Raw genomic sequence first — 23,497 nt, 5'->3', positions numbered from 1 at the left:
GCTACTCGCGGTGGATGCTCAGATCGTCGAACACGGGTCCATCGCCGTTGAGCGGATTGGCCGGATCGCGCGCGTAGCGCAGCGTCTCGAAACGCATCGCGCGCGCATCCAGCATCAGCAGACGGCCGATCAGGCCCTCGCCAAAGCCGACGATCTCGCGGATCGCTTCCAGCGCCATCATCGAACCGAGCACGCCGGCGAGCGCACCCATCACACCGGCTTCGGAGCAGGCCGGCACGGTGCCGGGCGGCGGCGCCTCCGGGAACAGGCAGCGATAGGTCGGATTGAATTCGCCCTGCTCGTTCTTCTCATGCGCGCGGATGGTCGTCAGCGAACCGTCGAAGGTGCCGAGCGCGGCCGTGATCAGCGGTCTTTTCGCGAAGAAGCAGGCGTCGGAAACCAGATAGCGGGTGGAAAAATTGTCGGAGCCATCGAGCACGAGGTCGTAATCGCCGATCAGGCCGAGCGCGTTGTCGGCATTGAGCCAGGTGGCGTGACCGACGAACCGCACATGCGGATTGAGCGCAGCAATCCGCTCCGCGGCGCTCTCGACCTTGTGCCGTCCGATATCGGGTGTCGTATGGATGACCTGGCGCTGAAGGTTGGAGAGCGAGACGATGTCGTCATCGACCACGCCGAGCGTGCCGATCCCGGCGGCGGCAAGATACATCAGGGCCGGCGCGCCGAGACCGCCGGCGCCGATCACCAGCACAGAAGCCTGCTTCAGGGCGGCCTGCCCCGGTCCGCCGACATCGCGCAGCACGATATGGCGGGCATAGCGTTCGAGTTCGTCGGGACTCAGCACCCTCTTCGCTCCTGAACCACCCCGAGATTGTTTGCGACCAACGAGATGTGCTTCAATGAGCCCACGTTCAATGGCCGGGTTGGATTTGTCATGAGATCGATGCTCGCGGCAACATTTGTGTTGGTGACCGCAGCGACCGCGCACGCGCAAATGACGCCGCCGCTTGCCGGCACCAAGCCGAAGACGGTCCAGACCGTCCCAATCCGCCCCGCATTGCAAACGCCGTCGGAGACCGCGGACGCCATGGCGCAGGCGGAGCGCCTTCTGCTGCAATCCGACCTCGCCTGGGTCGGACAGTATAACGGCGCCATCACCGGCGACGTCAGCGAGCGCATGGTCGGCGCCATCAAGGAATACCAGAAGGCGAATGGCGGCAAGCCGACCGGCGTGCTGAACCCGCAGGAGCGGGCGGCGCTCGCCGAGACGGCGCGCAAGAAGCAGGAGAGCGTCGGCTGGAAGATCGTGATGGAGCCGACCAGCGGCGCGCGGCTCGGCATCCCCGGCAAGCTCGTGCCGCAGCAGGCGACCGATGCCAACGGTTCGAAATGGACCTCGCCGACCGGCACGGTGCAGGTGCTGCTCAGCCGCCGCAAGGAGGCGAACCCGACCACCGCAAAGCTGGCCGAAGTCGAGAAGAAGGAGCCCGCGGGGCGCAAGGTCGATTACACCGTGGTGAAGCCGGACTTCTTCGTTCTGTCGGGGTTGCAGGGCCTGAAGAAGTTTTACGTACGCGGCACCTTCAGGGGTGACGAGGTGCGGATCATGACGATCCTCTACGACCAGGCCATGGAAAACACCGTCGAGCCGGTCGTGATCGCGATGTCGAGCGCCTTCAATGCGTTTCCCTCGGTCCCGCAGGCAGGGCCACCACCGCGGAAAACCGTCGAATATGGTACCGGCATCGTCGTCACCGATGACGGCGCGATCGTCACCGACCGTCTCGTCTCCGACGGCTGCCTTGCGCTCACCATCGGCGGCTACGGCAATGCCGATCGGCTCGCGGAAGACAAGGAGCACGATCTCGCGCTGCTGCACATCTACGGCGCGCGCGGCTTGAAGCCGCTGAATCTGGCGAGCGGCGCCGCCAAGGCGGCTATCGATGTCGTCGGCATCGCCGATCCGCAGAATCAAGGCGGCGCCGCCGCCGTCTCGAGCCTCAAGACGGCGCTGGCTCCGGTCACCGGCGGCGATGCCGCGCTCTCGCCAGCGCCTGCGGTTGGATTTTCCGGCAGTGCCGGGATCGATGGTGACGGCAAGTTTGCCGGCATCGCGCTGCTGAAATCGGCGGTCGTCGCCGGCCCCGCCAACGCGACGCCTGCCGCGCAGGCCGTGATGGTGTCCGCCGATGCCGTACGCGCTTTCCTGAAGATGAACGACGTCACCGCGAATGGCAACTCGACGGATGCAAACGCAGCCGTGGTGCGCGTGATCTGCGTGCGGAAGTAAGTCAGGCGACGACGGACATCTCTTGCCCCGGACAAGGCGCGGCACGAAATGCCGCGGCGCAGTGCCGGGCCCACGCAGCCAAATTCCGAGCACGCAGTTTCTGAGCCCCGGCTCAGCAGCGCATCACTGACGAGCTGCGCGGCGTCCGAAGCACGGGAATCGGCGCAGTTTAAATCGGTACGTACGACTACGGGTTCAGTTTCAGTATTGCTACGGATTCGCCGGAATCCCAGATTCCGCCATCATGGTACCGTTGATTCGGACATCCGCGATCCCCTTTGGATCGGGCCGGGCACGTCCTGAGCGAGAAGAGCTCAGCATCATCAGATGCACGTTCGTGTGGCGTTACCCAGGACCCAGGCACTCCAAAGGATTCATCATCTATGCATACCATCGTACTGGCCACCCAAAAGGGTGGCAGTGGCAAGAGCACCCTTGCCATCGGCCTCGCGCTGGCCGCCCGGCAGGCAGGATTCAGCGTTCGACTGATCGAGACCGACCCGCAGGGCACGCTGTCGAACTGGCAGCGCCGCCGCACCGAGGTTGAGCCCGTGGTCGAACCGATCTACCAGGCCGCCAACATCGAGCCGCGCCTGAAGATGCTGGCGAAGAGCGGCCTGCAGCTCGCGATCGTCGACACCGCAGCCGGCCTCAGCGCCGCGACCACCGCCGCGATTCGCCATTCCGATCTGTGCCTGATCCCGTCCCGGCCGACGGTCGCCGACATCGAGGCAACCACCTCGACGCTGAGCGTCGCCCGCGCCTGGAAACGGCCCTTCGGCTTCGTGCTGAACCAGACGCCGATCCGCGGCCAGCGCATCGACAATGCAGCCAATACGCTCGGCGAGGAAGCCGCGCTCGAGCTCGCCGACGTGCTCGCACGCCCGCTGATCGTGATGCGCAACGATCACCAGGACTCACTTGCCGCCGGCCTCGCCGTCAGCGAATTCGCCCCCGACAGCAAGTCGGCCACCGAGATCCGCGGGCTCTGGCAGTGGATCGAGACCCGGCTCGACCTCGCGACAACGACCAATCTCTTGATCGATCAGGTCATCTCGGCCGCGAACGGGATGGTGCACGCGGCCGCCGAGCTCTCGTCGAACGAGACCGCGACGCTGGTGTCCTGAGCGGGGCATCGCTCAGACGAGCTCCCTGTTCTCCGGTAGCAGGGAGCGCAAGCCGCGAAGCAATCCGGTCACCAGCCCGGCCGGATTGCTTCGCTTAGCCTCTTGAAAGCATCACGGCTTCTCGGCCGCGAGCTTGATCCGCTACTTCTGACATTTCGGGCACCAGAACGTCGATCGTCCGTTCTGGGTGAAGCGCTTCACGATGCCGCCACAGCCCGACGTCTTGCAGGTCTCTCCTTCGCGATCATAGACCTTGAAGGAATGTTGGAAGTAGCCGAGCTCGCCAGAGGTCTGGCGATGATCGCGCAAGCTCGAGCCGCCCGCCTTGATCGCATCGTTGAGCACGGCATGGATCGCGCCGACCAGCCGCCTGGCATGATCGGTCGGCTCCTCCTTTCGCGTGGCGAGCGTGGCGGCGATCCGTCGCGGCGACAGATGCGAGCGATGCAGCGCCTCGCAGACATAGATGTTGCCAAGCCCTGCCACCACGCGCTGGTCGAGCAGCGCGGCCTTCAGGCTGGTCTTCTTGCCGGCGCAGGACTGAGCCAGCATCGCGGCATCGAATTCGTTGCCGAGGGGCTCGGGGCCGAGCCCGCGCAATAGCGGCTCGTCCTCGAGCGCGTTGCGCGCGATCACTTTCATGTAACCGAAGCGGCGCGGATCGTTGAACACGATGTCGGCCCCTGAGGACATGCGAAACAGCACGTGGTCGTGCGTTGAGTCCTTGCCCCTGGGATAGTGAAATTCTCCCGGCAATTTTTCATCATCCGGCTTGATCACACGGAACGAGCCGGACATGCCGAGATGCATCAGCAGCACGTCGCCGGAGGCAAGATCGGCCATGAGATATTTTGCGCGCCGGCCGAGCCCGGTGACCACCTGCCCCTGCAGCCGCGCCACGAAATCCGGCTGAAAGGGAAAGCGCAAATCGGCCCTGCGGGCCTCCGCCTTGACGATTTTTGCACCTTCCATGACGGGCTGGAGGCCGCGGCGGACGGTCTCGACTTCGGGCAATTCAGGCATGGTCAGGCATTCACCTTATGAAGGCGGTGTGATAGCGCCATTGCGGCGGCCGCGCTATGGTCCGCCTCGTGGAGTAGAGTAATGGATCGGCCGGGCGAAACCACGCATTTTGGCTACAGGGACGTCCCCCTGAGCGACAAGCAGACGCTGGTGAACGATGTGTTTCACAGTGTTGCCTCGCGCTATGACCTGATGAACGACCTGATGTCCGGTGGCCTGCACCGGGTCTGGAAGGACATCATGATCAATGCGCTCGATCCGCCCAAGGGCGAGCGGCCTTTCGCGCTGCTCGACGTCGCCGGCGGCACCGGCGATATCTCGTTCCGCGCCGCCAAGGCCGCGGGCCCCGGCTTTCATGCCACGGTCTGCGACATCAACGCCAACATGCTGGCCGTGGGACGCGAGCGTGCCGAGAAGCGGCATCTTGCCTCCCAGGTCGACTTCGTCGAGGGCAATGCCGAAGCACTCGCCTTTGCCGATCGCAGCTTCGACGCATATACGATCGCTTTCGGAATCCGCAACGTGCCGCGGATCGATCTCGCACTCGGCGAGGCCTATCGGGTGCTGAAGCCGGGCAGCCGCTTCCTGTGCCTGGAGTTCTCCACGGTCGAGATGCCCGGGCTCGATCGTCTCTATGACCTGTTCTCGTTCAAGGTGATTCCGCCGCTCGGCCGCATGGTCACGGGCGATGCCGAATCGTATCAGTATCTCGTCGAATCCATCCGCAAATTCCCCAAGCCGAACGCCTTCGCCGACATGCTCCGCGCGGCCGGCTTCTCCCGCGTGAGCTGGCAGACCCTGTCCGGCGGCATCGTCGCATTGCATTCAGGCTGGCGTTTGTGATCTCTGCCATTACCCACATTGCGCGTCTTGCCCGCGCCGCGATCGTGTTCGCGCGCGAGGGCGTGTTCGGCGCCGTCGATCCGAGCCTGGTGCCGCCGCCCGGACAACTCGCCCTGAAGCTTGCCCGCCTCGTCGAACGGCGCGGCCCAAAGCACGGACCGCGACTGTCGCGCGCGCTGACCCGGATGGGCCCGGCCTATCTCAAGCTCGGCCAGTTCCTGGCAACACGCCCGGACGTCGTCGGCGTCGTCATGGCGCGCGACCTCGAAAGCCTCCAGGATCGCCTGCCGCCGTTTTCGCAGGCCGAAGCGGAAACCCAAATCGCGACATCGCTGGAGCGTCCTCTGACGGAGGCGTTCGCGAGCTTTGGCCCGCCCGTTGCCGCGGCCTCGATCGCGCAGGTGCATCGCGGCGAAGTGATGCGCAACGGCGTGCGCAAGGCGGTCGCGATCAAGGTGCTGCGACCCAACGTCGCCGCGCGCTTCCGGCGCGACCTCTCCGATTTCTTCTTCGTCGCGCACAAGGCCGAGACCTATTCGGCCGAAGCGCGCCGCCTGCGCCTCGTCGAGGTCATCAACACCATGTCGCGCTCTGTCGCGATGGAGATGGACCTGCGGCTGGAAGCAGCGGCGCTGTCGGAGATGGCGGAGAACACGCAGGACGATCCGGATTTCCGCGTGCCCACGGTCGATTGGGATCGCACCACGCACAACGTGCTGACAATGGAGTGGATCGACGGCATCGCGCTGAATGACCACGCGCGCCTGAAGGAAGCCAATGTCGACCTGCCCGACCTCGGCCGAAAGATCATCCAGAGCTTTCTGCGCCACGCGCTGCGCGACGGCTTCTTCCACGCCGACATGCATCCGGGAAACATGTTCCTGGACGATGCCGGGCATCTCGTCGCGGTCGATTTCGGCATCATGGGCCGGCTCGGCCTGAAGGAGCGGCGCTTCCTCGCCGAAATCCTGCTCGGCTTCATCACCCGCGACTATCGCCGCGTCGCGGAGGTACATTTCGAGGCGGGCTATGTGCCCTCGCACCATTCGGTCGAGAACTTTGCACAGGCAATCCGCGCCATCGGCGAGCCGATTCACAATCGCACCGCCGAGGAGATCTCGATGGCGCGACTGCTCACGCTGCTGCTCGAGGTCACCGGCCTGTTCGACATGCAGACCAGACCCGAGCTGATCCTGCTCCAGAAGACCATGGTGGTGGTCGAGGGCGTCGCGCGCGGCTTCGATCCCAAGCTCGACATCTGGAAGACCGCCGACCCCGTGGTGCGCGAGTGGATCGCGCACAATCTCGGCCCGGTCGGTCGCATCCAGGGCGCGATGTCCGGTGCCGGCGAGCTCGGCCGGGTGCTGGCGGGACTGCCAGCAATCGCCAGCCGCGCCGTGACAGTGCTTGAGCAGTTGGAAACCATGACCCGCGAAGGCCACATGCTGTCGTCGGACACGATCGAGGAAATGGCCCGAGCGGAGGGGCGCAAAGCCCGGTGGCAGACAGTTGGCCTTTGGGTCATTGCCCTTGCCCTGGTCGGAATCCTGCTCGCCATCCGCGGACATTGATTGCAATGCATTCATGATGTGATAGCATCGCTATCACATCATCGGAGGTCCGCCCCATGGCCAGCCTGACCATCCGCAAGCTCGACGAAGGCATCAAAACCTACTTGCGCCTGCGCTCGGCCAAGAACCATAGGTCGGTCGAAGAAGAGGTCCGGGTCATCCTGCGGGAGCTGATCGAGGGCCGCGAGGAGCCGCTGACACCATTCGCGGTGCCGCCCGTGGCAGCCTTCCCCGCCTCCACATCACCGCGCGCCGGCGCCCTGCCCGAGGCCAGCGTCACCCTGATCATCGGCGGCGGGATCGCAGCCTACAAGTCGCTCGACCTGATCCGTCGGCTCAAGGAGCGGCGCGTCGAGGTCCGCTGCGTGCTAACCAAGGCCGCGCAGCAATTCGTCACGCCGCTGGCGGCAAGCGCGCTGTCCCATGAGCGCGTCTATACCGACCTGTTCGACCCCCAGAGCGAGTTCGACGCCGGCCACATTCGCCTCGCGCGCGACTGCGACCTGATCGTGGTGGCGCCGGCGACCGCCGACCTGATGGCCAAGATGGCATGCGGCCATGCCGACGATCTTGCCAGCGCCATCCTGCTCGCCACCAACCGAAAAATCCTGCTGGCGCCGGCGATGAATCCGCTGATGTGGAATAACGCCGCGACACGCCGCAACGTAGGCTTGCTCCAGCGCGACGGCGTGGTGATGATCGGCCCCAATGCCGGCGAGATGGCCGAAGCAGGCGAGGCCGGCGTCGGCCGGATGTCGGAGGCCGTCGAGATCGCTGCGGCCGCCGAGCGCCTGCTGCGGCCGCCGGTGCCGCGGCCACTCGCGGGCAGGCGCGTGCTGATCACTGCAGGCCCGACGCATGAGCCGATCGATCCGGTGCGCTATATCGCGAACCGTTCCTCCGGCAAGCAGGGCTTTGCCATTGCCGCCGCTGCGCAGGCCGCAGGCGCCGAGGTCATTTTGGTGAGCGGCCCGGTCGACCTCGACGATCCCGATGGCGTCACGGTCAAGCACGTCGAATCAGCCCGACAGATGCTGGAGCATGTGCAGGCCTCACTTCCGGTCGACATCGCCATCTTCGCCGCCGCGGTTGCCGACTGGCGCGTCGCCAATGAGGGCGAGCAGAAGCTGAAGAAGACGTCGGCCGGCATGCCGCCGCTGCAGCTCGTCGAAAATCCCGACATCCTCGCCACGATCTCGAAGCTGACGGACAGGCGCCCGCCGCTGGTGATCGGCTTTGCCGCCGAGACCGAGCACCTCATCGACAACGCCAAGGCCAAGCTCGCGCGCAAGGGCTGCGACTGGATCGTCGCCAACGACGTCTCGCCAGCAACCGGCGTGATGGGCGGCGACCGCAACACCGTGCACCTGCTCAGCCGCAAAAGCGGTGGGGAGGACGGCGAGATTGCAGTTGATTCCTGGCCGGTGATGACCAAGGAACAGGTCGCCACCGAGCTGATCGCGCATGTCGTGAAAAGCGTGGCCGACAAATTCCTGGAGCCCGCATCTTGAGCACGAAGGTCACCGTCGAACTGCAACGCCTGGGTCATGCCGAAGGCCTGCCGCTGCCGGCCTACCAGACGGCCGAGGCCGCCGGTCTCGACCTGATGGCCGCCGTTCTCGAGAGCGAACCTCTGACGCTCGCCTGCGGCAAGCATGCGCTGGTACCGACGGGGCTCGCGATCGCATTGCCGGCCGGGTACGAGGCGCAGGTGCGGCCACGTTCGGGTCTCGCCGCCAAGCACGGTGTCACCGTGCTGAACTCGCCCGGAACGATCGATGCGGACTATCGCGGCGAGATCAAGGTGATCCTGATCAATCACGGCGATACGCCGTTCGTGGTCAAGCGCGGCGAGCGCATCGCGCAGATGGTGATCGCGCCGGTGGTTCAGGCCGCCCTGGTTCCCGTCGCCACGCTGTCGGCGACGGATCGCGGCGCCGGCGGCTTCGGCTCGACCGGACGCTAGTTTCTTCACCTCTCCCGCTTGCGGGAGAGGTCGACGCGCTCGCAGAGCGTGGCGGGTGAGGGCTCTCTCCACACCGGGAGCGCCCCGTTGCGGAGACACCCCCTCCCCAGCCCTCCCCCGCAAGCGGGAGAGGGAGCGCACCTTCATCGTGGCGAGCAATCCACACGGCGCACTAAGGCACGGCAACTCCAGCCGAATCACCCGCAGAGCTACATGAACCTGGAACCGCTTGGCCCGCATTTTTTTGGGGCCACCTTTGCGTTCACGATCTGGACTCTTACCGGTCGAGTCACGAAGGGGATATTGTCTTTTGATTCGCGCGCGGCGGGGGAGATCGCCGAGCGTAAATTCGTGCGGTCTTGGGGCAATTATGTCAGGCGTGATCGTGTCGATGCGTCGGACGCTGCTATCGTGCACGTCATTGGCGCGCAACGGCCTGATCGGCGGCGCTCTCGCGGCGTTGCTTCCGGCTGCGCCGGCGAATGCCGCCGAGCTCATCGACACACTTTCCACATTGCTGGACTTCAACCGGCAGGAGATCGCGGTGCTGGCGACCGCGCTCGCTTTGCTGGGCTTCTCGGTGGTCGCCGCGATCCTGTTGATGCGAATCCGCGTCCGCACGGCGAAGAACGAGGAGCGGTTGCAGACCCGGATCGGGGAACTGCAACTGCAGGCCGACCGCTTCGGCGCGCTGCTGTTCGCCGAGCCGCAGATCCTCATCTCCTGGCCCGCAGGCGATAATCGCGCCCAGATCTCAGGCGACATCTCCATGGTGCTGCCCCGCGATTCCTCGCCGCAGCGCGTGCTGGCGTTTGGAACCTGGCTGCCGCCGGAGCCGGCGCTCCAGATGGATCATGCCGTCGATGCGCTGCGCGAGCATGGCGACGGGTTCCAGCTCAACCTGACCACAGCGAGCGGCCGCACCCTCGAAGCCATCGGCCGCGCCATCGGCGGTCAGGCCATCGTCAGGATTCGCGAACTCTCGGGGCTACGGCGCGAGCTCGCCGAAACCAATCTGCGCCACAAGGCGCTGCTCGACGAGACCGAGATGCTGCGCGGCTTTGCCGCGTCTAGCCCCTGGCCGATCTGGGCCAAGAGCGCGAACGGCGCGCTCGCCTACGCCAACCCGGCCTATGTGCGGGCAACCGAAGCTTTGAGCGTCACCGACGCCCAAGAGCGCAAGCTCGAGCTTTTGGACAGCGCCGACCGCGCCGACATGGAGCGCGGGCTGAAGGACGCCACCAACTTCACCTCTCGCCTGCCAATCGTGATCGGCGGCGAGCGCCGCATCTATGACGTGCGTGCCGTCAATGTCGGCGATGGCAGCGTCGGCGTCGCGATCGACGCCAGCGAAGCGGATGCGCTGAGCTCGGCGCTGGTACGGATGGCGGAGGCGCATCGCCGTACCCTCGATCAGCTCTCCTCTGGCGTTGCCGTGTTCGACGGACAGCGGCGACTTGCCTTCTACAACGACTCCTATCGCCGGCTCTGGGATCTCGACCGCACCTTCCTCGATGCCAATCCCGATGATTCCAGCGTGCTGGACCAGCTCCGCGCCGCGCGAAAACTGCCGGAACAGCCGGACTTCCGCGCCTGGAAGGCCAAGCTGCACGAGGCCTATCGCGCGGTCGAGACCGCCCATGACACCTGGTTCCTACCCGACGGTCGCGCGCTCTCGGTGGTCACCACGCCCAGCCCCGAAGGCGGCGTCACCTACCTGTTCGACGACGTCACCGAGAGTCTTGATCTTGCGCGCCGCTTCGACGGCCTAATCCGCGTGCAGCGCGAGACGCTGGACAGTCTCGCCGAAGGCGTCGCGGTGTTCGGCAGCAATGGCAAGGTCCAGTTGTCGAATCCGGCCTTCGCGCGGATGTGGAAGCTGTCGAACGAGGCGTTGCGCGAGCAGCCGCATATCCAGACCGTTGAGGGCTGGTGCCAGCCGCTGTTCGACGAAGCGAACGTCTGGCGACAGATCCGCGAGGCCATCACCTCGATTGAGAATCGCGCCGATGTGCCGCTGAAGCTGGAGCGCAAGGACGGCAGCGTCGTGAACGGCATGATCCGGCCGCTGCCCGACGGCGCCACCATGCTGACCTTCCAGGACATCACCGACACGGAGAACGTCGAGCGTGCGCTGCGCGAGCGTAACGAGGCGCTGGAAGCCGCCGATCAGATGAAGGTGGATTTCGTCCACCACGTCTCCTACGAGCTGCGCGCCCCGCTCACCACCATCATCGGCTTTGCGCACTTCCTCAGCGATCCCTCGACCGGTCCGCTGACGCCGAAGCAGGCCGAATATCTCGACTACGTCACCAAATCGACCAACGCGCTGCTGGCGCTGACCAACAACATCCTCGATCTTGCGACCATCGACGCTGGCGCGATGAAACTCGAGCTCGGCCCGGTCGACGTCTCCAAGGCGATCGAGCTTGCCGCCGAAGGTATCCAGGACCGGCTCGCCACGGACCGCATCCGCCTCAAGGTCGAGATCGCGCCCAACGTCGGCAGCTTCGTCGGCGACGAGAAGCGCGTAGTGCAGGTACTCTATAACCTGCTCGCCAACGCGGTCGGCTTCTCGTCGCAGGATTCGATCGTCGGCATCAGTGCGCGCCGCACCGAGCGCAGCGTGGTCTTCACCGTGACAGATTCCGGGCCTGGAATACCTGCCGACATGAAGGACAAGGTGTTCAACTGGTTCGAAAGCCGCTCGCAAGGCTCGCGCCATCGCGGCGCCGGTCTCGGCCTGTCGCTGGTGCGCTCCTTCGTCGAGCTGCATGGCGGCAAGGTGCGGGTGGATTCGATCGTCGGCAGGGGCACGACCGTGACCTGCGACTTCCCGACCGACCAGGCGGCGCATCGCGACGCCGCCGAATGACCGCATCAACGACATTCTCCGTCGCGCTTTTCAACGAGACGGCGACTGCGCAGCTCATGGCCGATCTCGCGCTGCTGGTCGGATCCGGCGACGTCATCACACTCTCTGGTGATCTCGGCGCCGGCAAGACCGCGGCCGCGCGGGCCATGATCCGCTATCTCGCCGACGACACGATGTTGGAGGTGCCGAGCCCGACCTTCACGCTGGTGCAGGGTTATGAGCTGCCGCCTTATCCGGTGCTGCATGCCGATCTCTATCGCGTCGAGGACGAAGGCGAGCTCGAGGAGATCGGCCTGTCGCCGCTGCCCGAAGCCACGCGATGTGTATAAGAGACAGGCTGAAGGCGCTGCGTGAATTCCTCGACAGGTCCGGCTTCATGGAGTCGACGCGGCGGCGCATGAATGGCGATGCCTCGACCCGCTCCTATGCGCGGTTGCTCCGCGACGACGGCATCGTCATCCTGATGAACTTTCCGCAGCGCCCCGACGGCGCCGCGATCTACAGCGGAAAATCCTACAGCGCCGCGGTGCATCTCGCCGAGAACGTAAAACCCTTCGTCGCGATCGACGAAGGCTTGCGCGCGCAGGGCATCTCCGCGCCTTTCATCCACCATTCCGATCTCGACAATGGCTTCCTGATCACGGAGGACTTTGGCAGCGAGGGCGTGATCGAAGGCGACCCGCCGCGCCCCATTGCCGAACGCTACGAGGTCGCGGCCGACGCACTGGCAGCACTGCACGGCAGGGCGCTGCCGGAGATATTGCCGCTGTCCGGTCACGGCGACTACGCCATTCCCGTCTTCGACACAGAGGCACTCCTGATCGAGATCGGACTGATGCCGGAATGGTACCTCCCCGATCGCGATGCCCCGCTGACCGAGGAGAGACGCGCGGAATTCTTCGCGATGTGGCGCGAGCTGCTCGCAAAGCCATTGGCGGCGCCGAGGACCTGGGTGCTGCGCGACTATCATTCGCCCAACCTGATCTGGCTTGCGGACCGCACGGGCATCGCGCGTCTCGGCGTGATCGACTTCCAGGACACCGTCCTCGGGCCGCGATCCTACGACGTCGTGTCGCTGCTCCAGGACGCCCGCATCGACGTGCCCGAGAGTCTCGAGCTGACGCTGCTGTCGCGCTACATCAAGGCGCGCCGCGCTGGCGATGCCGGCTTCGATCCGGCGGGCTTTGCCGAGCTCTACGCCATCATGTCGGCGCAGCGGAATACGCGCCTGCTCGGCACCTTCGCGCGCCTCAACCGCCGCGACGGCAAGCCGCATTATCTGCGCCATCAGCCGCGGATCTGGACCTATCTTCAGCGCTCGCTGGCCCATCCCTCACTGGCCCATCTGCGCGACTGGTACGTTGCCAACGTTCCGCCGCCGAGAGGCTGATTTACCGGGTGTTAGCCATCGCAGCCGTAATCTCGCCTGCTGGAGGCCGCAAAGACACAGGTCGGAAGCGAGGACGCATGGCAGCGAGCACCGAACGACGCAAAGGCGACCGCGTCGTCTTCGAGCGCGGGATACCTGCCCATATGATGGGGATCGACGGAACCTGGCGGCGCGACTGCACCATGGAAGACGTCTCCGAGACCGGCGCCAAGCTCACCATCGAGGGCTCGGTCGAGGGCCTGCACCTCAAGGAATTTTTTCTACTGTCGTCGTCGACCGGATTGGCCTACCGGCGCTGCGAGCTTGCCTGGGTCAATGGCGACCAGATCGGCGTCAACTTCCTCAAGCAGGGCGACAAGAGGAAAAAGGCGCGGTCCACATCCGCGGGAGCTTGATTGCAACACCCGTCGTACAAACGTCATCCCAGGTGATTATGGCGGTTTGGCCGGCTGATCCGCGTGCTAGGATTGCTGGGGCCGCGAAATTGAGGTTTTCGAGAAAGTCAGGCATGCCCGTCAAACCGACCAAAGCCATGGTGCTCGCAGCCGGCCTCGGCCTGCGCATGCGCCCCCTGACGGAGAAGATGCCGAAACCGCTGGTGAGCGTCGCAGGCCAGCCGCTGCTCGACCACGTGCTCGACAAGCTCGGCCAGGCCGGCGTCGACGAAGCCGTGGTCAACGTGCACTATTTGCCGGACCAGATCATCGACCACGTCGCCGGCCGCAAGCAGCCGCGCGTGATCATCTCGGACGAGCGCGACCAGGTGCTCGGCACCGGCGGCGGCGTGGTCAAGGCGCTGCCGCTGCTGGGCGATGCCCCCTTCTTCCACGTCAACTCCGACACGCTCTGGATCGACGGCGTGCGCTCCAACCTGGAGCGGCTTGCGGAGAATTTCGACCCGGCGCGGATGGACATCCTGTTGTTGATGGCGCCGACCGCGAGCAGCATCGGCTATAGCGGCCGCGGCGACTACTCGATGCTGCCGGACGGTACCTTGCGGGCCCGCCGCGAGAACCAGGTGGTGCCGTTCGTCTATGCGGGTGCGGCCATCATCTCGCCGACGATCTTCGCCGGCGCACCCAAGGGCGGGTTCTCGCTGACGAAAATGTTCGATCGCGCCGGCGAGCAGGAGCGGCTGTTCGGCCTCCGCCTCGACGGCCTGTGGATGCACGTCGGCACCCCCGATGCCGTGCACGCCGCCGAAGAGGCGTTTCTGGAGAGCGTGGCTTAAGGCCCACGGTCGACTTCGTAGGAGGCAAAGCGCAGCGTGCCCACCTCTTCCATCAAACGATCGGACTCGGAAGTGGTGGGCACGGCGCAAGCGCGCCTTTGCCCACCCTACCAAGTGCTGCTAACAGCGGACCATGATGCATCCTGCGTCGGCGAATCAGGCAGCTCATGCGCGTCTTCACCGTTCCAGTTTCGGTTCCCTTCCTGCGTACGGTCGTCGCCGCGCTGCTCGACGGCCGGCTGGTCGATGGCTTTGAGGCGCGCAGCGAACCGGCGCGGCTGGCGGACGCCACGCTCTATCTGCCGACGCGGCGCGCGATGCGCGTTGTGCGCGAGATCTTCCTGGAGGAAATGAAGGCGGACGCGGTGGTGTTGCCGCGCATCGTCGCCCTCGGCGATATCGACGAGGACGAACTCGCTTTTGCCGACGAGGCCGAGCAGTTTTCCGGCACAACACCGCTCGACATTCCGCCGCGCCTTGGCGAGCTCGAACGCAGGCTGACGCTGGCCCGGCTGGTGGCGGCCTGGGCCAAAGGCGAGGTGTTGGCGCCGCTGGTGGTCGGCGGCCCCGCCTCGACGCTGGCGCTCGCCTCGGATCTTGCGCGCCTCATCGACGACATGGTGACGCGCGGCGTCGACTGGAGCGCGCTCGACGGACTCATTCCCGACCAGCTCGATCAATACTGGCAACATTCGCTTCAGTTCCTGCGCATCGCGCGCGAGGCCTGGCCGAGCCATCTCGCCGAGATCAACCGGATCGAACCCGCGGCGCGGCGCGATCAACTGATCGCCGCAGAGGCAAAGCGGCTGACCGCGCATCGCACAGGACCCGTGATCGCAGCGGGCTCGACCGGTTCGATGCCGGCCACCGCCAAATTCCTGCACGCGGTTGCTTCGCTCCCGCATGGCGCAGTGGTGCTGCCGGGACTCGACACCGATCTCGACGAGGACGCCTGGAGAACCATCGGCGGCGTGCGCGATGCGCTGGGCCAGTTCGCGGAACATCCCGCCTCCAATCATCCGCAATATGCCATGCACGCGCTGCTGCAGCGCTTCGGCATCAAGCGCAGCGACGTCGATATCCTCCAACCGCCGGCGGAAGGCGGACGCGATCTCCTCGCTTCCGAAGTGATGCGGCCGTCAAGCGCGACCGAGAGGTGGCACGACCGGCTGAAGCAGCGCGATGTCGCCGGCAAGATCGCCGCCGGCATGAAAGGGCTCGCCGTCGTCGAGGCGCCCAATCCCGAGATGGAAGCGCTCGCGATTGCGATTGCGATGCGCGAGGCGCGGCATCTCGACAAATCCGCCGCGCTGGTGACACCGGATCGCGCGCTCGCGCGGCGGGTGATGGCGGCGCTCGCGCGCTGGGATCTCGCCTTCGACGATTCCGGCGGCGACGTGCTGATGGAAACCTCCGCCGGCACGTTTGCGCGCCTTGCGGCGGAAGTTGCGACCAAGGGCCTGGAGCCGCCGACCTTGCTTGCGCTGCTGAAGCATCCGCTGTGCCGGCTCGGCGCGGTGCCCGGTGCGTGGACGGCCGCAATCGAGGGCTTGGAGCTCGCGGTGTTGCGCGGCACCCGCCCGCCGCCCGGCACGGCGGGGCTCTCGCGCGAGTTCACCCGCTTCCGCGATGAGCTTGGAAAACTCTGGCGGAGCGAGGTCTCCGCTCTGCATCGAAATGAGCCCCGCGCACGGCTGAAGGCCGAAAACCTCGATCGTATCCAGGCACTGATCGCGGCGTTGCAGGCGGCGCTGGCGCCGATCGAGAGTCTGGCATCGTCAAAACCTCACGATTTCGCCGAGCTCGCGCATCGCCATCGCGAGATCCTGATCGCGCTGTCGCGCGACGAGCAGGGCATCGCGCTTGCGTTCGAGGATCGCGAAGGGTTGGCGCTCGCCGCCGCCTTCGACGATCTCCTGCGCGGCGGCACGACGAGCGGGCTGGTGGTTCCGCTGCCAGACTATGCCGACGTGTTCCAGACCGCGTTCGGCGACCGCGCGGTGCGGCGGCCGGACAAGCCCGGCGCGCGGCTCCAGATCTATGGTCCTCTGGAATCGCGCCTGATGCAGGCCGACCGCATCATCGTCGGCGGGCTTATCGAAGGCGTGTGGCCACCCTCGCCGCGCATCGATCCCTGGCTCAGCCGCCCGATGCGGCACGAGCTCGGTCTCGATCTGCCGGAGCGCCGCATCGGCCTCTCCGCGCATGACTTCGCGCAGCTGCTCGGCGCCGACGAGGTGATCCTGACCCATTCCGCCAAGGCCGGCGGCGCGCCGGCGGTGGCCTCGCGCTTCCTGCACCGGCTGGAAGCGGTCGCGGGCGACGAGCATTGGAAGGCGGCAAAACGCGCAGGTGAAAAATATGTCCTGTTCGCGAGCGCGCTGGATCAGCCCGACGAGGTCAAGCCGATCAAGCAGCCCGAGCCGCGGCCGCCGCGCGCAACGCGGCCGCTGAAGCTGTCGGTCACCGCGATCGAGGATTGGCTGCGCGATCCCTACACGATCTACGCAAAATACATTTTGCGGCTCGACGCGCTCGATCCCGTCGACATGCCGCTCTCCGCTGCCGACCGCGGCTCTGCCATCCACGATGCCCTGGGCGAGTTCACGGAAGTCTATGCCGCCCGCTTGCCGCAGGATCCGGTGCGTGTCCTGCGTGCGATCGGCGAAAAGCATTTTGCGCCGCTGATGGAGCGCCCGGAAGCGCGGGCGTTGTGGTGGCCGCGTTTCCAGCGTATCGCACGCTGGTTTGGCGAATGGGAGCAGGCGCGGCGCGACGCGATCGAGGCGATCGCCGCCGAGACCCGCGGCGAGATATCAATCCCGCTCGACAATGAGCGCACGTTTTATCTCTCCGCGCGCGCCGATCGCATCGAGCAGCGCCAGGGCGGCGGTTACGCGATCCTCGACTACAAGACCGGCCAGCCGCCGACCGGCAAGCAGGTGCGCATGGGATTGTCGCCGCAGCTCACGCTGGAAGCGGCGATCCTGCGCGAGGGCGGTTTTCCCGACATCGACGCCGGCTCATCCGTCAGCCAGCTCGTTTACGTTCGGCTGAGCGGCAACAATCCGCCGGGCGAGGAGCGCATCCTGGAGCTCAAGATCAAGCCGAGTGACACACCGCAGCCGCCGGACACCGCAGCCACGGAAGCGCGAAACAAGCTGGAAGCGCTGATCCGCGCCTTCGAGGACGAGAACCAGGCCTACACCTCGTTGAACCTGCCGATGTGGACCAACCGCTACGGCAGCTATGACGATCTCGCACGTATCAAGGAATGGTCCGCCGCCGGCGGCTTAGGGATCGAGGAATGGTGAAGGCGCCGCGCCCCATCCCTGATGCCGTGCGCGCGACGCAGGCGCGCGCCACCGACCCGAACGCATCGGCCTTCGTGTCGGCCAATGCCGGCTCGGGCAAGACGCATGTGCTGGTGCAGCGGGTCATCCGCCTGTTGCTGTCGGGCGTGCCTCCGGAAAAGATCCTCTGCATCACCTTCACCAAGGCGGCAGCCGCCAACATGGCCGAGCGCGTGTTCACGACGCTCGGCCATTGGGTGACGCTGGATGACACAGCGCTTGACGATGCGATCCGCGCCGCCGGGATCCCCTATCCCACCGCAAAGCTGCGTCGTGAGGCGCGAAAGCTGTTCGCCTGTGCACTGGAGACGCCGGGCGGCTTGAAGGTGCAGACCATCCACGCGCTGTGCACCCGACTGCTCCAGCAGTTCCCGTTCGAGGCCAACGTGCCGGCACGCTTCGCCGTGATCGACGAGCGCGACCAGACCGACATGATGGAGCGCGCCAATCTGAAGGTGCTGCTGGAGGCCGCGCGCGATCCTGATAGCGTCACCGGCCGCGCCTTGCTCACGGCGATGGCGCACGCCGCGGACGTCACGTTCAAGGAGGTTGTGCGTGAAGCCTGCCTCAGCCGCGATCACTTCATGGCCTGGACCGATGCGGCCGGCAGCGCCGAGGCAGCTGCCGCGGAGATGGCGGCGGTGCTGGGCGTCGATGCCGCTGACCGCATGGAAGACCTCGAGCTTGAAATTCTCGATGGCCCCTTCCTGCCGCGATCGCGCTGGGACGACATCGCCTTTGCGCTGGAGGACGGCAGCAAGTCCGATAACGACCAGGCAGAGCGGCTGCGTGCGGCAAAAGTGTTTTCCGGCAGCGCGCAGGTCGATGCCTATCTCAGCGTCTTCCTTACCGACGAGAAGCTGCCACGCAAGGCCGTGCTGACCAGGAAGTTCGGCGATCACAACCCCTCCGTCGCGCGCCTGTTCGAGGCCGAGGCGCTGCGCCTCGGCGCATTGATCGAGAAGCGCCGCGCGGTCACCGTGCGCGACCGCACCGAGGCTCTCCTGCACATTGCGACCGCCGCGGCGGCGAACTACCGCCGCGAAAAGCAGGAGCGCGGGCTGCTCGACTACGACGACCTCATCGACAAGACGCTGACGATGCTGAACCGCATCAGCTCGGGCTGGGTGCACTACAAGCTCGACCGCGGCGTCGATCATGTGCTGATCGACGAGGCGCAGGACACGAGCCCGCGGCAATGGGACATCGTCGCGCACATCATCTCCGAGTTCACCGCCGGCGAGGGCGCGCGTGAGGGCCTCAACCGGACCATCTTCGCCGTCGGCGACGAGAAGCAGTCGATCTTCTCGTTCCAGGGCGCCGCGCCGCACGAATTCGACGCGCGCCGGCGCGAGCTGCACCGCAAATTCACCGCAGCCGGGCTGAAATTCGATCCCGTCGCGTTCACCTATTCATTTCGCTCGGGCGCCACGATCCTGCACTCGGTCGACCGCGTGTTCCGCGAGCCGGACATCTACAAGAGCATCCACGCGATCGAGATCGGCCATCCCCTGCACAATGCGCTCAGCGATGCCGGCCCGAGCCTGATCGAGCTTTGGGACCTTGCGGAAGCCGACGACAGGCAGGACATCGAAGGCTGGCGCGCGCCATTCGACGGCGTTTCCGTCACCAGCCCCGAGGTGAAGCTCGCCCGCCGCATCCAGGCCGAGATCAAGCGTCTGGTGGAGAGTGGCACGCTGACGGGTCACGAAGGTGAGCGGCGGCCGCTGCGCTATGGCGACATGCTGATCCTGGTGCGGCGGCGCGGCAACGCGTTCGACGCGGTGATCCAGGCGCTGAAGCACGCCGGCATCCCCGTCGCCGGCGCCGACCGGTTGAAGCTGACCGAGCACATCGCGATCATCGATTTGATGAACCTCGCCGATGCGCTGCTCCTGCCACAGGATGATCTTGCGCTCGCGGTGGCGCTGAAGAGCCCGCTGTTCGGCCTCGACGATGACGACCTGTTTGCACTCGCCTGGGACCGTAAGGGATCGCTGCGCCGTGCGCTGGCCGAGCACGCGCGGACAAGCGAGAAATTCACAGCCGTGCAGCGCCGGCTGGAAGCCTGCGACGTCCACGCGCGCAATGAGACGCCGTTCGCATTCTATGCCTGGCTGCTTGGCGGCGACGAAGGCCGCGCGCGCATCCTGCGCCGGCTCGGCTTTGAAGCCAACGATGCGCTCGACGAATTCTTGGAGCTCGCGCTCAACTACGAGCGCAAGGCGCCGGCCTCGCTGCAAGGTTTCATGGCCTGGCTGCGCTCGGCCGACACCGAGGTGAAGCGCGACATGGAGATCTCGCGCGACGAGGTCCGCGTCATGACCGTGCACGGCGCCAAGGGTCTGGAAGCCTCCGTGGTGTTCATGGTCGACACCACGTCCTCGCCCGCGGACACGCAGCGCCTGCGCCTGATCCATGTGCCGCGCGGCAATGGCAGTGAGGTCGTGGTCTGGGCCGGGCGGAAGGCGGACGATCCGAAACCCGTCATCGACGCGCGCAAGGCGATGCTCGAGGAGACCGAGGACGAATATCGCCGCCTGCTCTATGTCGCAATGACGCGCGCGGCCGACCGGCTGATCGTCGGCGGCTGCATGCCCGGTAACATGAACACGGTGCGCAAGCTCTGCTGGTACGACCTCGTCGACAAGGGCCTCGCCGGTTCCGGCCTTGAGAAGCAGACGATGGAGACGCCGCTTGGAAAGGTGACCCGCTTTGCCCGTCGGGAGGACGTCGCGCCGCTGGGCACGCCTGCGACCTCCGTTGACGAGACAATCGCGCTGCCGGACTGGCTGCGTACCCCAGCGCCGAAAGAAATCCTCGATGACGATCCGCTGCGCCCCTCGGGCCAAGCCGCCGAGGGAGGCCGCGCTGTCCGGACAGGCGAATCGGTCCAGTCCCGGGCCCTTGCATTGCAGCGCGGTACGCTGGTGCACCGGCTGCTGCAATCCCTGCCCGACATCGCCACCGACCGCCGGCGCGAGGCCGCGCTCGGCTTCATGGCGCGCAACGCCGCGGACTGGCCGGAGGCCGACCGCGTGGCGCTGGCCGACAAGGTGCTCGCCTTGATCGCCGCACCGCGTTTTGCCGCCGTGTTTGCCGCCGGCAGCCGCGCCGAGGTCGCCATCGTCGGCCGGCTGGACCGATCCGGCCGGCCGCCAGCGCTGGTGTCGGGCCAGATCGACCGGCTGGTGGTAACCCCCAGGGAGGTCCTGATCGTCGATTTCAAGACCAATCAGGTGGCGCCGAAGAGCGCCGCGGAGGCGCCGGCGGCTTATGTCCGCCAACTCGCGCTGTACCGGGCCGTGCTCTCCTCCCTTTATCCCCAAACGCCGGTCAGAGCGGTCCTGCTCTGGACCGAGACCCTTGAATATATGGAGATTTCCGCTCCCGCGCTGGACGCGGCGCTGGCATCCCTTCATGTCGGCGTGAGCATCCTTGACCCGGCAAGGCGCCGTTCATAGGTTGACGCCATGATCTCGGGCGCGATTCCCGTCGCGCCCTTCTCTCATTGTGCGAGGTATCCCCATGGCCGTTGGTAAGGTTTCTGATTCCGATTTCGAAGCCGAAGTGCTCAAGGCGAACGGCCCGGTGGTCGTCGATTTCTGGGCCGAATGGTGCGGCCCCTGCCGCATGATCGCCCCCGCGCTCGACGAGATCGCCGGCGCGATGGGCGACAAGGTCAAGATCGTCAAGCTCAACGTCGACGAGAGCCCGAAGACCGCGTCGAAGTACGGCGTGATGTCGATCCCGACCCTGATGATCTTCAAGGGCGGCGAGATGGCCTCGCGCCAGGTCGGCGCAGCACCGAAGGCAAAGCTGCAGCAGTGGATCACCGCTGCGGTCTGATCCGTTTTCGCGACGATTATTTTCGACAACGGCCGGCGAAATGCCGGCCGTTTTGCGTTGGGAGGCATGTCCTGAGTTGACGAGGCCCGCTCTTGCCTGCCCCTCCCGGAAAACGCGCGCACAGATCCACCTCACTCGTTGCCATGGAGGCACGCTCGGTCGATGCTATCCCGCGCGGACGGGAATGGCAGTACGAGCCGAAATGGGATGGCTTTCGCTGCCTGCTTTCGCGCGATGGCAAGAGTGTCGATCTTCGCTCCAAGTCCGGTGAGGATCTCGCGCGCTATTTTCCCGAGCTCGTTGCCGCCGCACTGAAGCTCAAGGCGCGCAGCTTCGTGCTCGACGGCGAGATCGTCGTGCTGCAGGGCAAGGGCTTTTCCTTTGACGCGCTGCTGCAACGAATTCATCCCGCCGCGAGCCGGGTCAAGAAGCTCTCTCAGGACACGCCGGCGCTCTTTCTCGCGTTCGATCTGCTGAAAAGCGTCAAAGACAAGCAGCTTGCAGGGAAGCCACTGAGCGAACGAAGGCCGGCGCTGGAAGCTTTCGCGAAAATCAGTTTCCGGAACGGTGCGAACTTCCGTCTCTCACCGGTTACGTTGAGCCCTGCCACCGCGCAAAAATGGCTGGCACGATCCGGCGGCGGCTCGGACGGCGTCATCGCCAAGCGCGTCGACCTGCCCTATCAGGCCGGAACGCGCGACGGCATGCAGAAGATCAAGCGATTTCGCAGCGCGGATTGCGTGGTCGGCGGCTTCCGCTATGCGACCAACAGGATCGCCGGCCGCAAGGTGGTCGGCTCGCTGCTGCTCGGGCTCTATGACGACAAGGGCCTCCTGCACCATGTCGGCTTCACCTCGGCGATGAAGCAGGGGGAGAAGCCGGCGCTGACCGAGAAGCTGGAAGCGCTGATCGGCGAGCCCGGCTTCACCGGCAACGCGCCGGGCGGTCCAAGCCGGTGGTCCACCGAACGCTCGGCGAAATGGTGCCCACTCAAGCCGAAGCTGGTTGTGGAGGTTTGCTACGACCATTTCAGCGGCGAACGCTTTCGCCACGGCACCTCGATCCAGCGCTGGCGACCCGACAAGGCACCGCGGCAATGCACCTTCGTGCAGCTGAAGCAGAAGGTGGCGGATCCCATGAAGATGCTGAAGCAGGCCCCGCCCGGTACGGCGAAGATGTCTATCTGATCCACCCCGTCGCGAGCGCGTTCGCGAGCTCACCCTGACCGTTGCGCCGCGCAAGCGCGGCCATCGCCTCGTGATCGTAAGCGATGTGGCGGAACGTCATCTGCCACGCACCGTTCACCAGCTCGAGGATCGCATAGCGCGCGTGCGGCGTGCCGGCCTCGACGAGGTGCGGATACGGATGCTCATCGCGATAGCCGGGGCTGCCGACGCTGCCGGGATTGACGATCGTCCGACCGTCACGTAGCCGCACGGCGCGCGCAAGATGCGTGTGCGCGCAGAGGATCAGGGATTGCGCGATGCCGTGCGCGAGCTGCTCGATGCGATCCAGCGGCGACATCGCAACGGTCCCATCGGAATGAACGGTATCGAGCCAATAGACCTCGTCGTCCTCCGGCGTCGCGTGGCAGAGGAACACCTGGTCACGAAACACGCGCGTCATCGGCTGCGCGCGTAGCCAGTCAAGATGAGAACCGTCTAGCTGCCCATGGGCGGGACGATCCCATGAGCCCATCTTCTCCGGAGGACGGTCGAGCAGATAGCGATCGTGGTTGCCGAGTACGTGCACGGCGTCCAGAGACATCAGGATATCGATCGTCCGTCGTGCATCGAGCGGCCCGCTCAGCATGTCGCCGAGATTGACGATGTCCTTGATGCCGTGTGCACGGATATCGGCCAGCACCGCCTCCAGCGCGAGATAGTTTCCATGGACGTCGGCAATCGCGGCAAAACGCATCGTCGTTCCCAATCTCGTGCCCCGGACGCAGCGCAGCACGTAGTGATGCGCTGCAGAGCCGGGGCCCACAAAACAAGCACTGGGTCCCGGCTCTGCGT

General features: G+C 65.8%; 16 protein-coding genes and 1 pseudogene. 14 read left to right on the top strand and 3 right to left on the bottom strand.

Annotated elements, in window-relative coordinates; all coding sequences use genetic code 11:
• Position 1: 1 nt before the first annotated feature.
• Positions 2 to 805, bottom strand: a complete 804-nt coding sequence (locus SO140_RS06190) for a HesA/MoeB/ThiF family protein (protein ID WP_449381543.1) — start codon at positions 803 to 805, stop codon at positions 2 to 4.
• 90 nt (positions 806 to 895) lie between these two features.
• On the opposite strand from SO140_RS06190, the gene SO140_RS06185 reads away from it, so the two are divergent.
• Complete coding sequence (locus tag SO140_RS06185) at positions 896 to 2,251, top strand: serine protease (protein ID WP_449381542.1); 1,356 nt, start codon at positions 896 to 898, stop codon at positions 2,249 to 2,251.
• 383 nt (positions 2,252 to 2,634) lie between these two features.
• Positions 2,635 to 3,378, top strand: a complete 744-nt coding sequence (locus SO140_RS06180; RefSeq protein WP_449381541.1) for a nucleotide-binding protein — start codon at positions 2,635 to 2,637, stop codon at positions 3,376 to 3,378.
• A 141-nt stretch (positions 3,379 to 3,519) separates the two neighbouring features.
• Here SO140_RS06180 and mutM read toward each other — a convergent pair whose 3' ends face one another.
• A complete protein-coding gene (mutM, locus tag SO140_RS06175) occupies positions 3,520 to 4,401 on the bottom strand; it encodes a bifunctional DNA-formamidopyrimidine glycosylase/DNA-(apurinic or apyrimidinic site) lyase (protein WP_449381540.1) in 882 nt (293 codons plus the stop codon).
• Positions 4,402 to 4,482: 81 nt separating this feature from the next.
• On the opposite strand from mutM, the gene ubiE reads away from it, so the two are divergent.
• The 12 genes and pseudogenes from ubiE to SO140_RS06115 all read left to right on the top strand — a co-directional run bounded on the left by ubiE (position 4,483) and on the right by SO140_RS06115 (position 22,666).
• Positions 4,483 to 5,244, top strand: coding sequence for a bifunctional demethylmenaquinone methyltransferase/2-methoxy-6-polyprenyl-1,4-benzoquinol methylase UbiE (ubiE, locus tag SO140_RS06170; RefSeq protein ID WP_449381539.1), 762 nt, complete (start codon positions 4,483 to 4,485; stop codon positions 5,242 to 5,244).
• Positions 5,241 to 6,815, top strand: coding sequence for a 2-polyprenylphenol 6-hydroxylase (gene ubiB / locus SO140_RS06165; protein ID WP_449381538.1), 1,575 nt, complete (start codon positions 5,241 to 5,243; stop codon positions 6,813 to 6,815). The genes ubiE and ubiB overlap by 4 nt, the downstream gene beginning before the upstream one ends.
• Positions 6,816 to 6,871: 56 nt before the next feature.
• Complete coding sequence (gene coaBC / locus SO140_RS06160; protein WP_449381537.1) at positions 6,872 to 8,326, top strand: bifunctional phosphopantothenoylcysteine decarboxylase/phosphopantothenate--cysteine ligase CoaBC; 1,455 nt, start codon at positions 6,872 to 6,874, stop codon at positions 8,324 to 8,326.
• Positions 8,323 to 8,781 (top strand): dUTP diphosphatase, encoded by a 459-nt coding sequence (gene dut / locus SO140_RS06155; RefSeq protein WP_449381536.1) that lies wholly within the window; start codon positions 8,323 to 8,325, stop codon positions 8,779 to 8,781. The genes coaBC and dut overlap by 4 nt, the downstream gene beginning before the upstream one ends.
• Before the next feature lie 370 nt (positions 8,782 to 9,151).
• Complete coding sequence (locus tag SO140_RS06150; RefSeq protein WP_449381535.1) at positions 9,152 to 11,656, top strand: PAS domain-containing sensor histidine kinase; 2,505 nt, start codon at positions 9,152 to 9,154, stop codon at positions 11,654 to 11,656.
• Positions 11,653 to 13,046: pseudogene (tsaE, locus tag SO140_RS06145) on the top strand (tRNA (adenosine(37)-N6)-threonylcarbamoyltransferase complex ATPase subunit type 1 TsaE). The gene SO140_RS06150 and the pseudogene tsaE overlap by 4 nt, the downstream one beginning before the upstream one ends.
• Before the next feature lie 77 nt (positions 13,047 to 13,123).
• A complete protein-coding gene (locus SO140_RS06140) occupies positions 13,124 to 13,441 on the top strand; it encodes a PilZ domain-containing protein (protein WP_449381533.1) in 318 nt (105 codons plus the stop codon).
• 113 nt (positions 13,442 to 13,554) lie between these two features.
• Positions 13,555 to 14,277, top strand: a complete 723-nt coding sequence (locus SO140_RS06135) for a nucleotidyltransferase family protein (protein ID WP_449381532.1) — start codon at positions 13,555 to 13,557, stop codon at positions 14,275 to 14,277.
• 167 nt (positions 14,278 to 14,444) lie between these two features.
• Complete coding sequence (gene addB / locus SO140_RS06130; protein WP_449381531.1) at positions 14,445 to 17,591, top strand: double-strand break repair protein AddB; 3,147 nt, start codon at positions 14,445 to 14,447, stop codon at positions 17,589 to 17,591.
• Entirely contained in the window at positions 17,585 to 21,094 is a 3,510-nt protein-coding gene (gene addA, locus SO140_RS06125; protein WP_474802519.1) for a double-strand break repair helicase AddA, read from the top strand. Before addB ends, addA begins: the two co-directional genes overlap by 7 nt.
• Before the next feature lie 64 nt (positions 21,095 to 21,158).
• Entirely contained in the window at positions 21,159 to 21,479 is a 321-nt protein-coding gene (gene trxA / locus SO140_RS06120; RefSeq protein ID WP_027528295.1) for a thioredoxin, read from the top strand.
• Between the two features lie 143 nt (positions 21,480 to 21,622).
• Entirely contained in the window at positions 21,623 to 22,666 is a 1,044-nt protein-coding gene (locus SO140_RS06115) for an ATP-dependent DNA ligase (protein ID WP_449381560.1), read from the top strand.
• Here the strand turns inward: SO140_RS06115 and SO140_RS06110 are convergent.
• Positions 22,659 to 23,399: a metallophosphoesterase family protein gene (locus tag SO140_RS06110; RefSeq protein ID WP_449381529.1), complete on the bottom strand. Its 741-nt coding sequence runs from the start codon at positions 23,397 to 23,399 to the stop codon at positions 22,659 to 22,661. The two genes, SO140_RS06115 and SO140_RS06110, sit on opposite strands and share 8 nt — an antisense overlap.
• Positions 23,400 to 23,497 lie beyond the last annotated feature (98 nt).

It is taken from the genome of Bradyrhizobium sp. UFLA05-108 (assembly GCF_059803455.1).
The sequence above is the reverse complement of the archived record's forward strand: the minus strand, read 5'-3'. Positions and strand labels throughout refer to the sequence as shown.

Excerpts from the sequence above, each read along its gene's own strand:
- SO140_RS06185 (WP_449381542.1), top strand. The coding sequence starts at position 896 with ATGAGATCGATGCTCGCGGCAACATTTGTGTTGGTGACCGCAGCGACC.
- SO140_RS06180 (WP_449381541.1), top strand. The coding sequence starts at position 2,635 with ATGCATACCATCGTACTGGCCACCCAAAAGGGTGGCAGTGGCAAGAGC.
- mutM (WP_449381540.1), bottom strand. The coding sequence starts at position 4,401 with ATGCCTGAATTGCCCGAAGTCGAGACCGTCCGCCGCGGCCTCCAGCCC.
- ubiE (WP_449381539.1), top strand. The coding sequence starts at position 4,483 with ATGGATCGGCCGGGCGAAACCACGCATTTTGGCTACAGGGACGTCCCC.
- coaBC (WP_449381537.1), top strand. The coding sequence starts at position 6,872 with ATGGCCAGCCTGACCATCCGCAAGCTCGACGAAGGCATCAAAACCTAC.
- SO140_RS06150 (WP_449381535.1), top strand. The coding sequence starts at position 9,152 with ATGTCAGGCGTGATCGTGTCGATGCGTCGGACGCTGCTATCGTGCACG.
- SO140_RS06140 (WP_449381533.1), top strand. The coding sequence starts at position 13,124 with ATGGCAGCGAGCACCGAACGACGCAAAGGCGACCGCGTCGTCTTCGAG.
- SO140_RS06135 (WP_449381532.1), top strand. The coding sequence starts at position 13,555 with ATGCCCGTCAAACCGACCAAAGCCATGGTGCTCGCAGCCGGCCTCGGC.
- addB (WP_449381531.1), top strand. The coding sequence starts at position 14,445 with ATGCGCGTCTTCACCGTTCCAGTTTCGGTTCCCTTCCTGCGTACGGTC.
- addA (WP_474802519.1), top strand. The coding sequence starts at position 17,585 with ATGGTGAAGGCGCCGCGCCCCATCCCTGATGCCGTGCGCGCGACGCAG.
- trxA (WP_027528295.1), top strand. The coding sequence starts at position 21,159 with ATGGCCGTTGGTAAGGTTTCTGATTCCGATTTCGAAGCCGAAGTGCTC.
- SO140_RS06115 (WP_449381560.1), top strand. The coding sequence starts at position 21,623 with ATGGAGGCACGCTCGGTCGATGCTATCCCGCGCGGACGGGAATGGCAG.
- SO140_RS06110 (WP_449381529.1), bottom strand. The coding sequence starts at position 23,399 with ATGCGTTTTGCCGCGATTGCCGACGTCCATGGAAACTATCTCGCGCTG.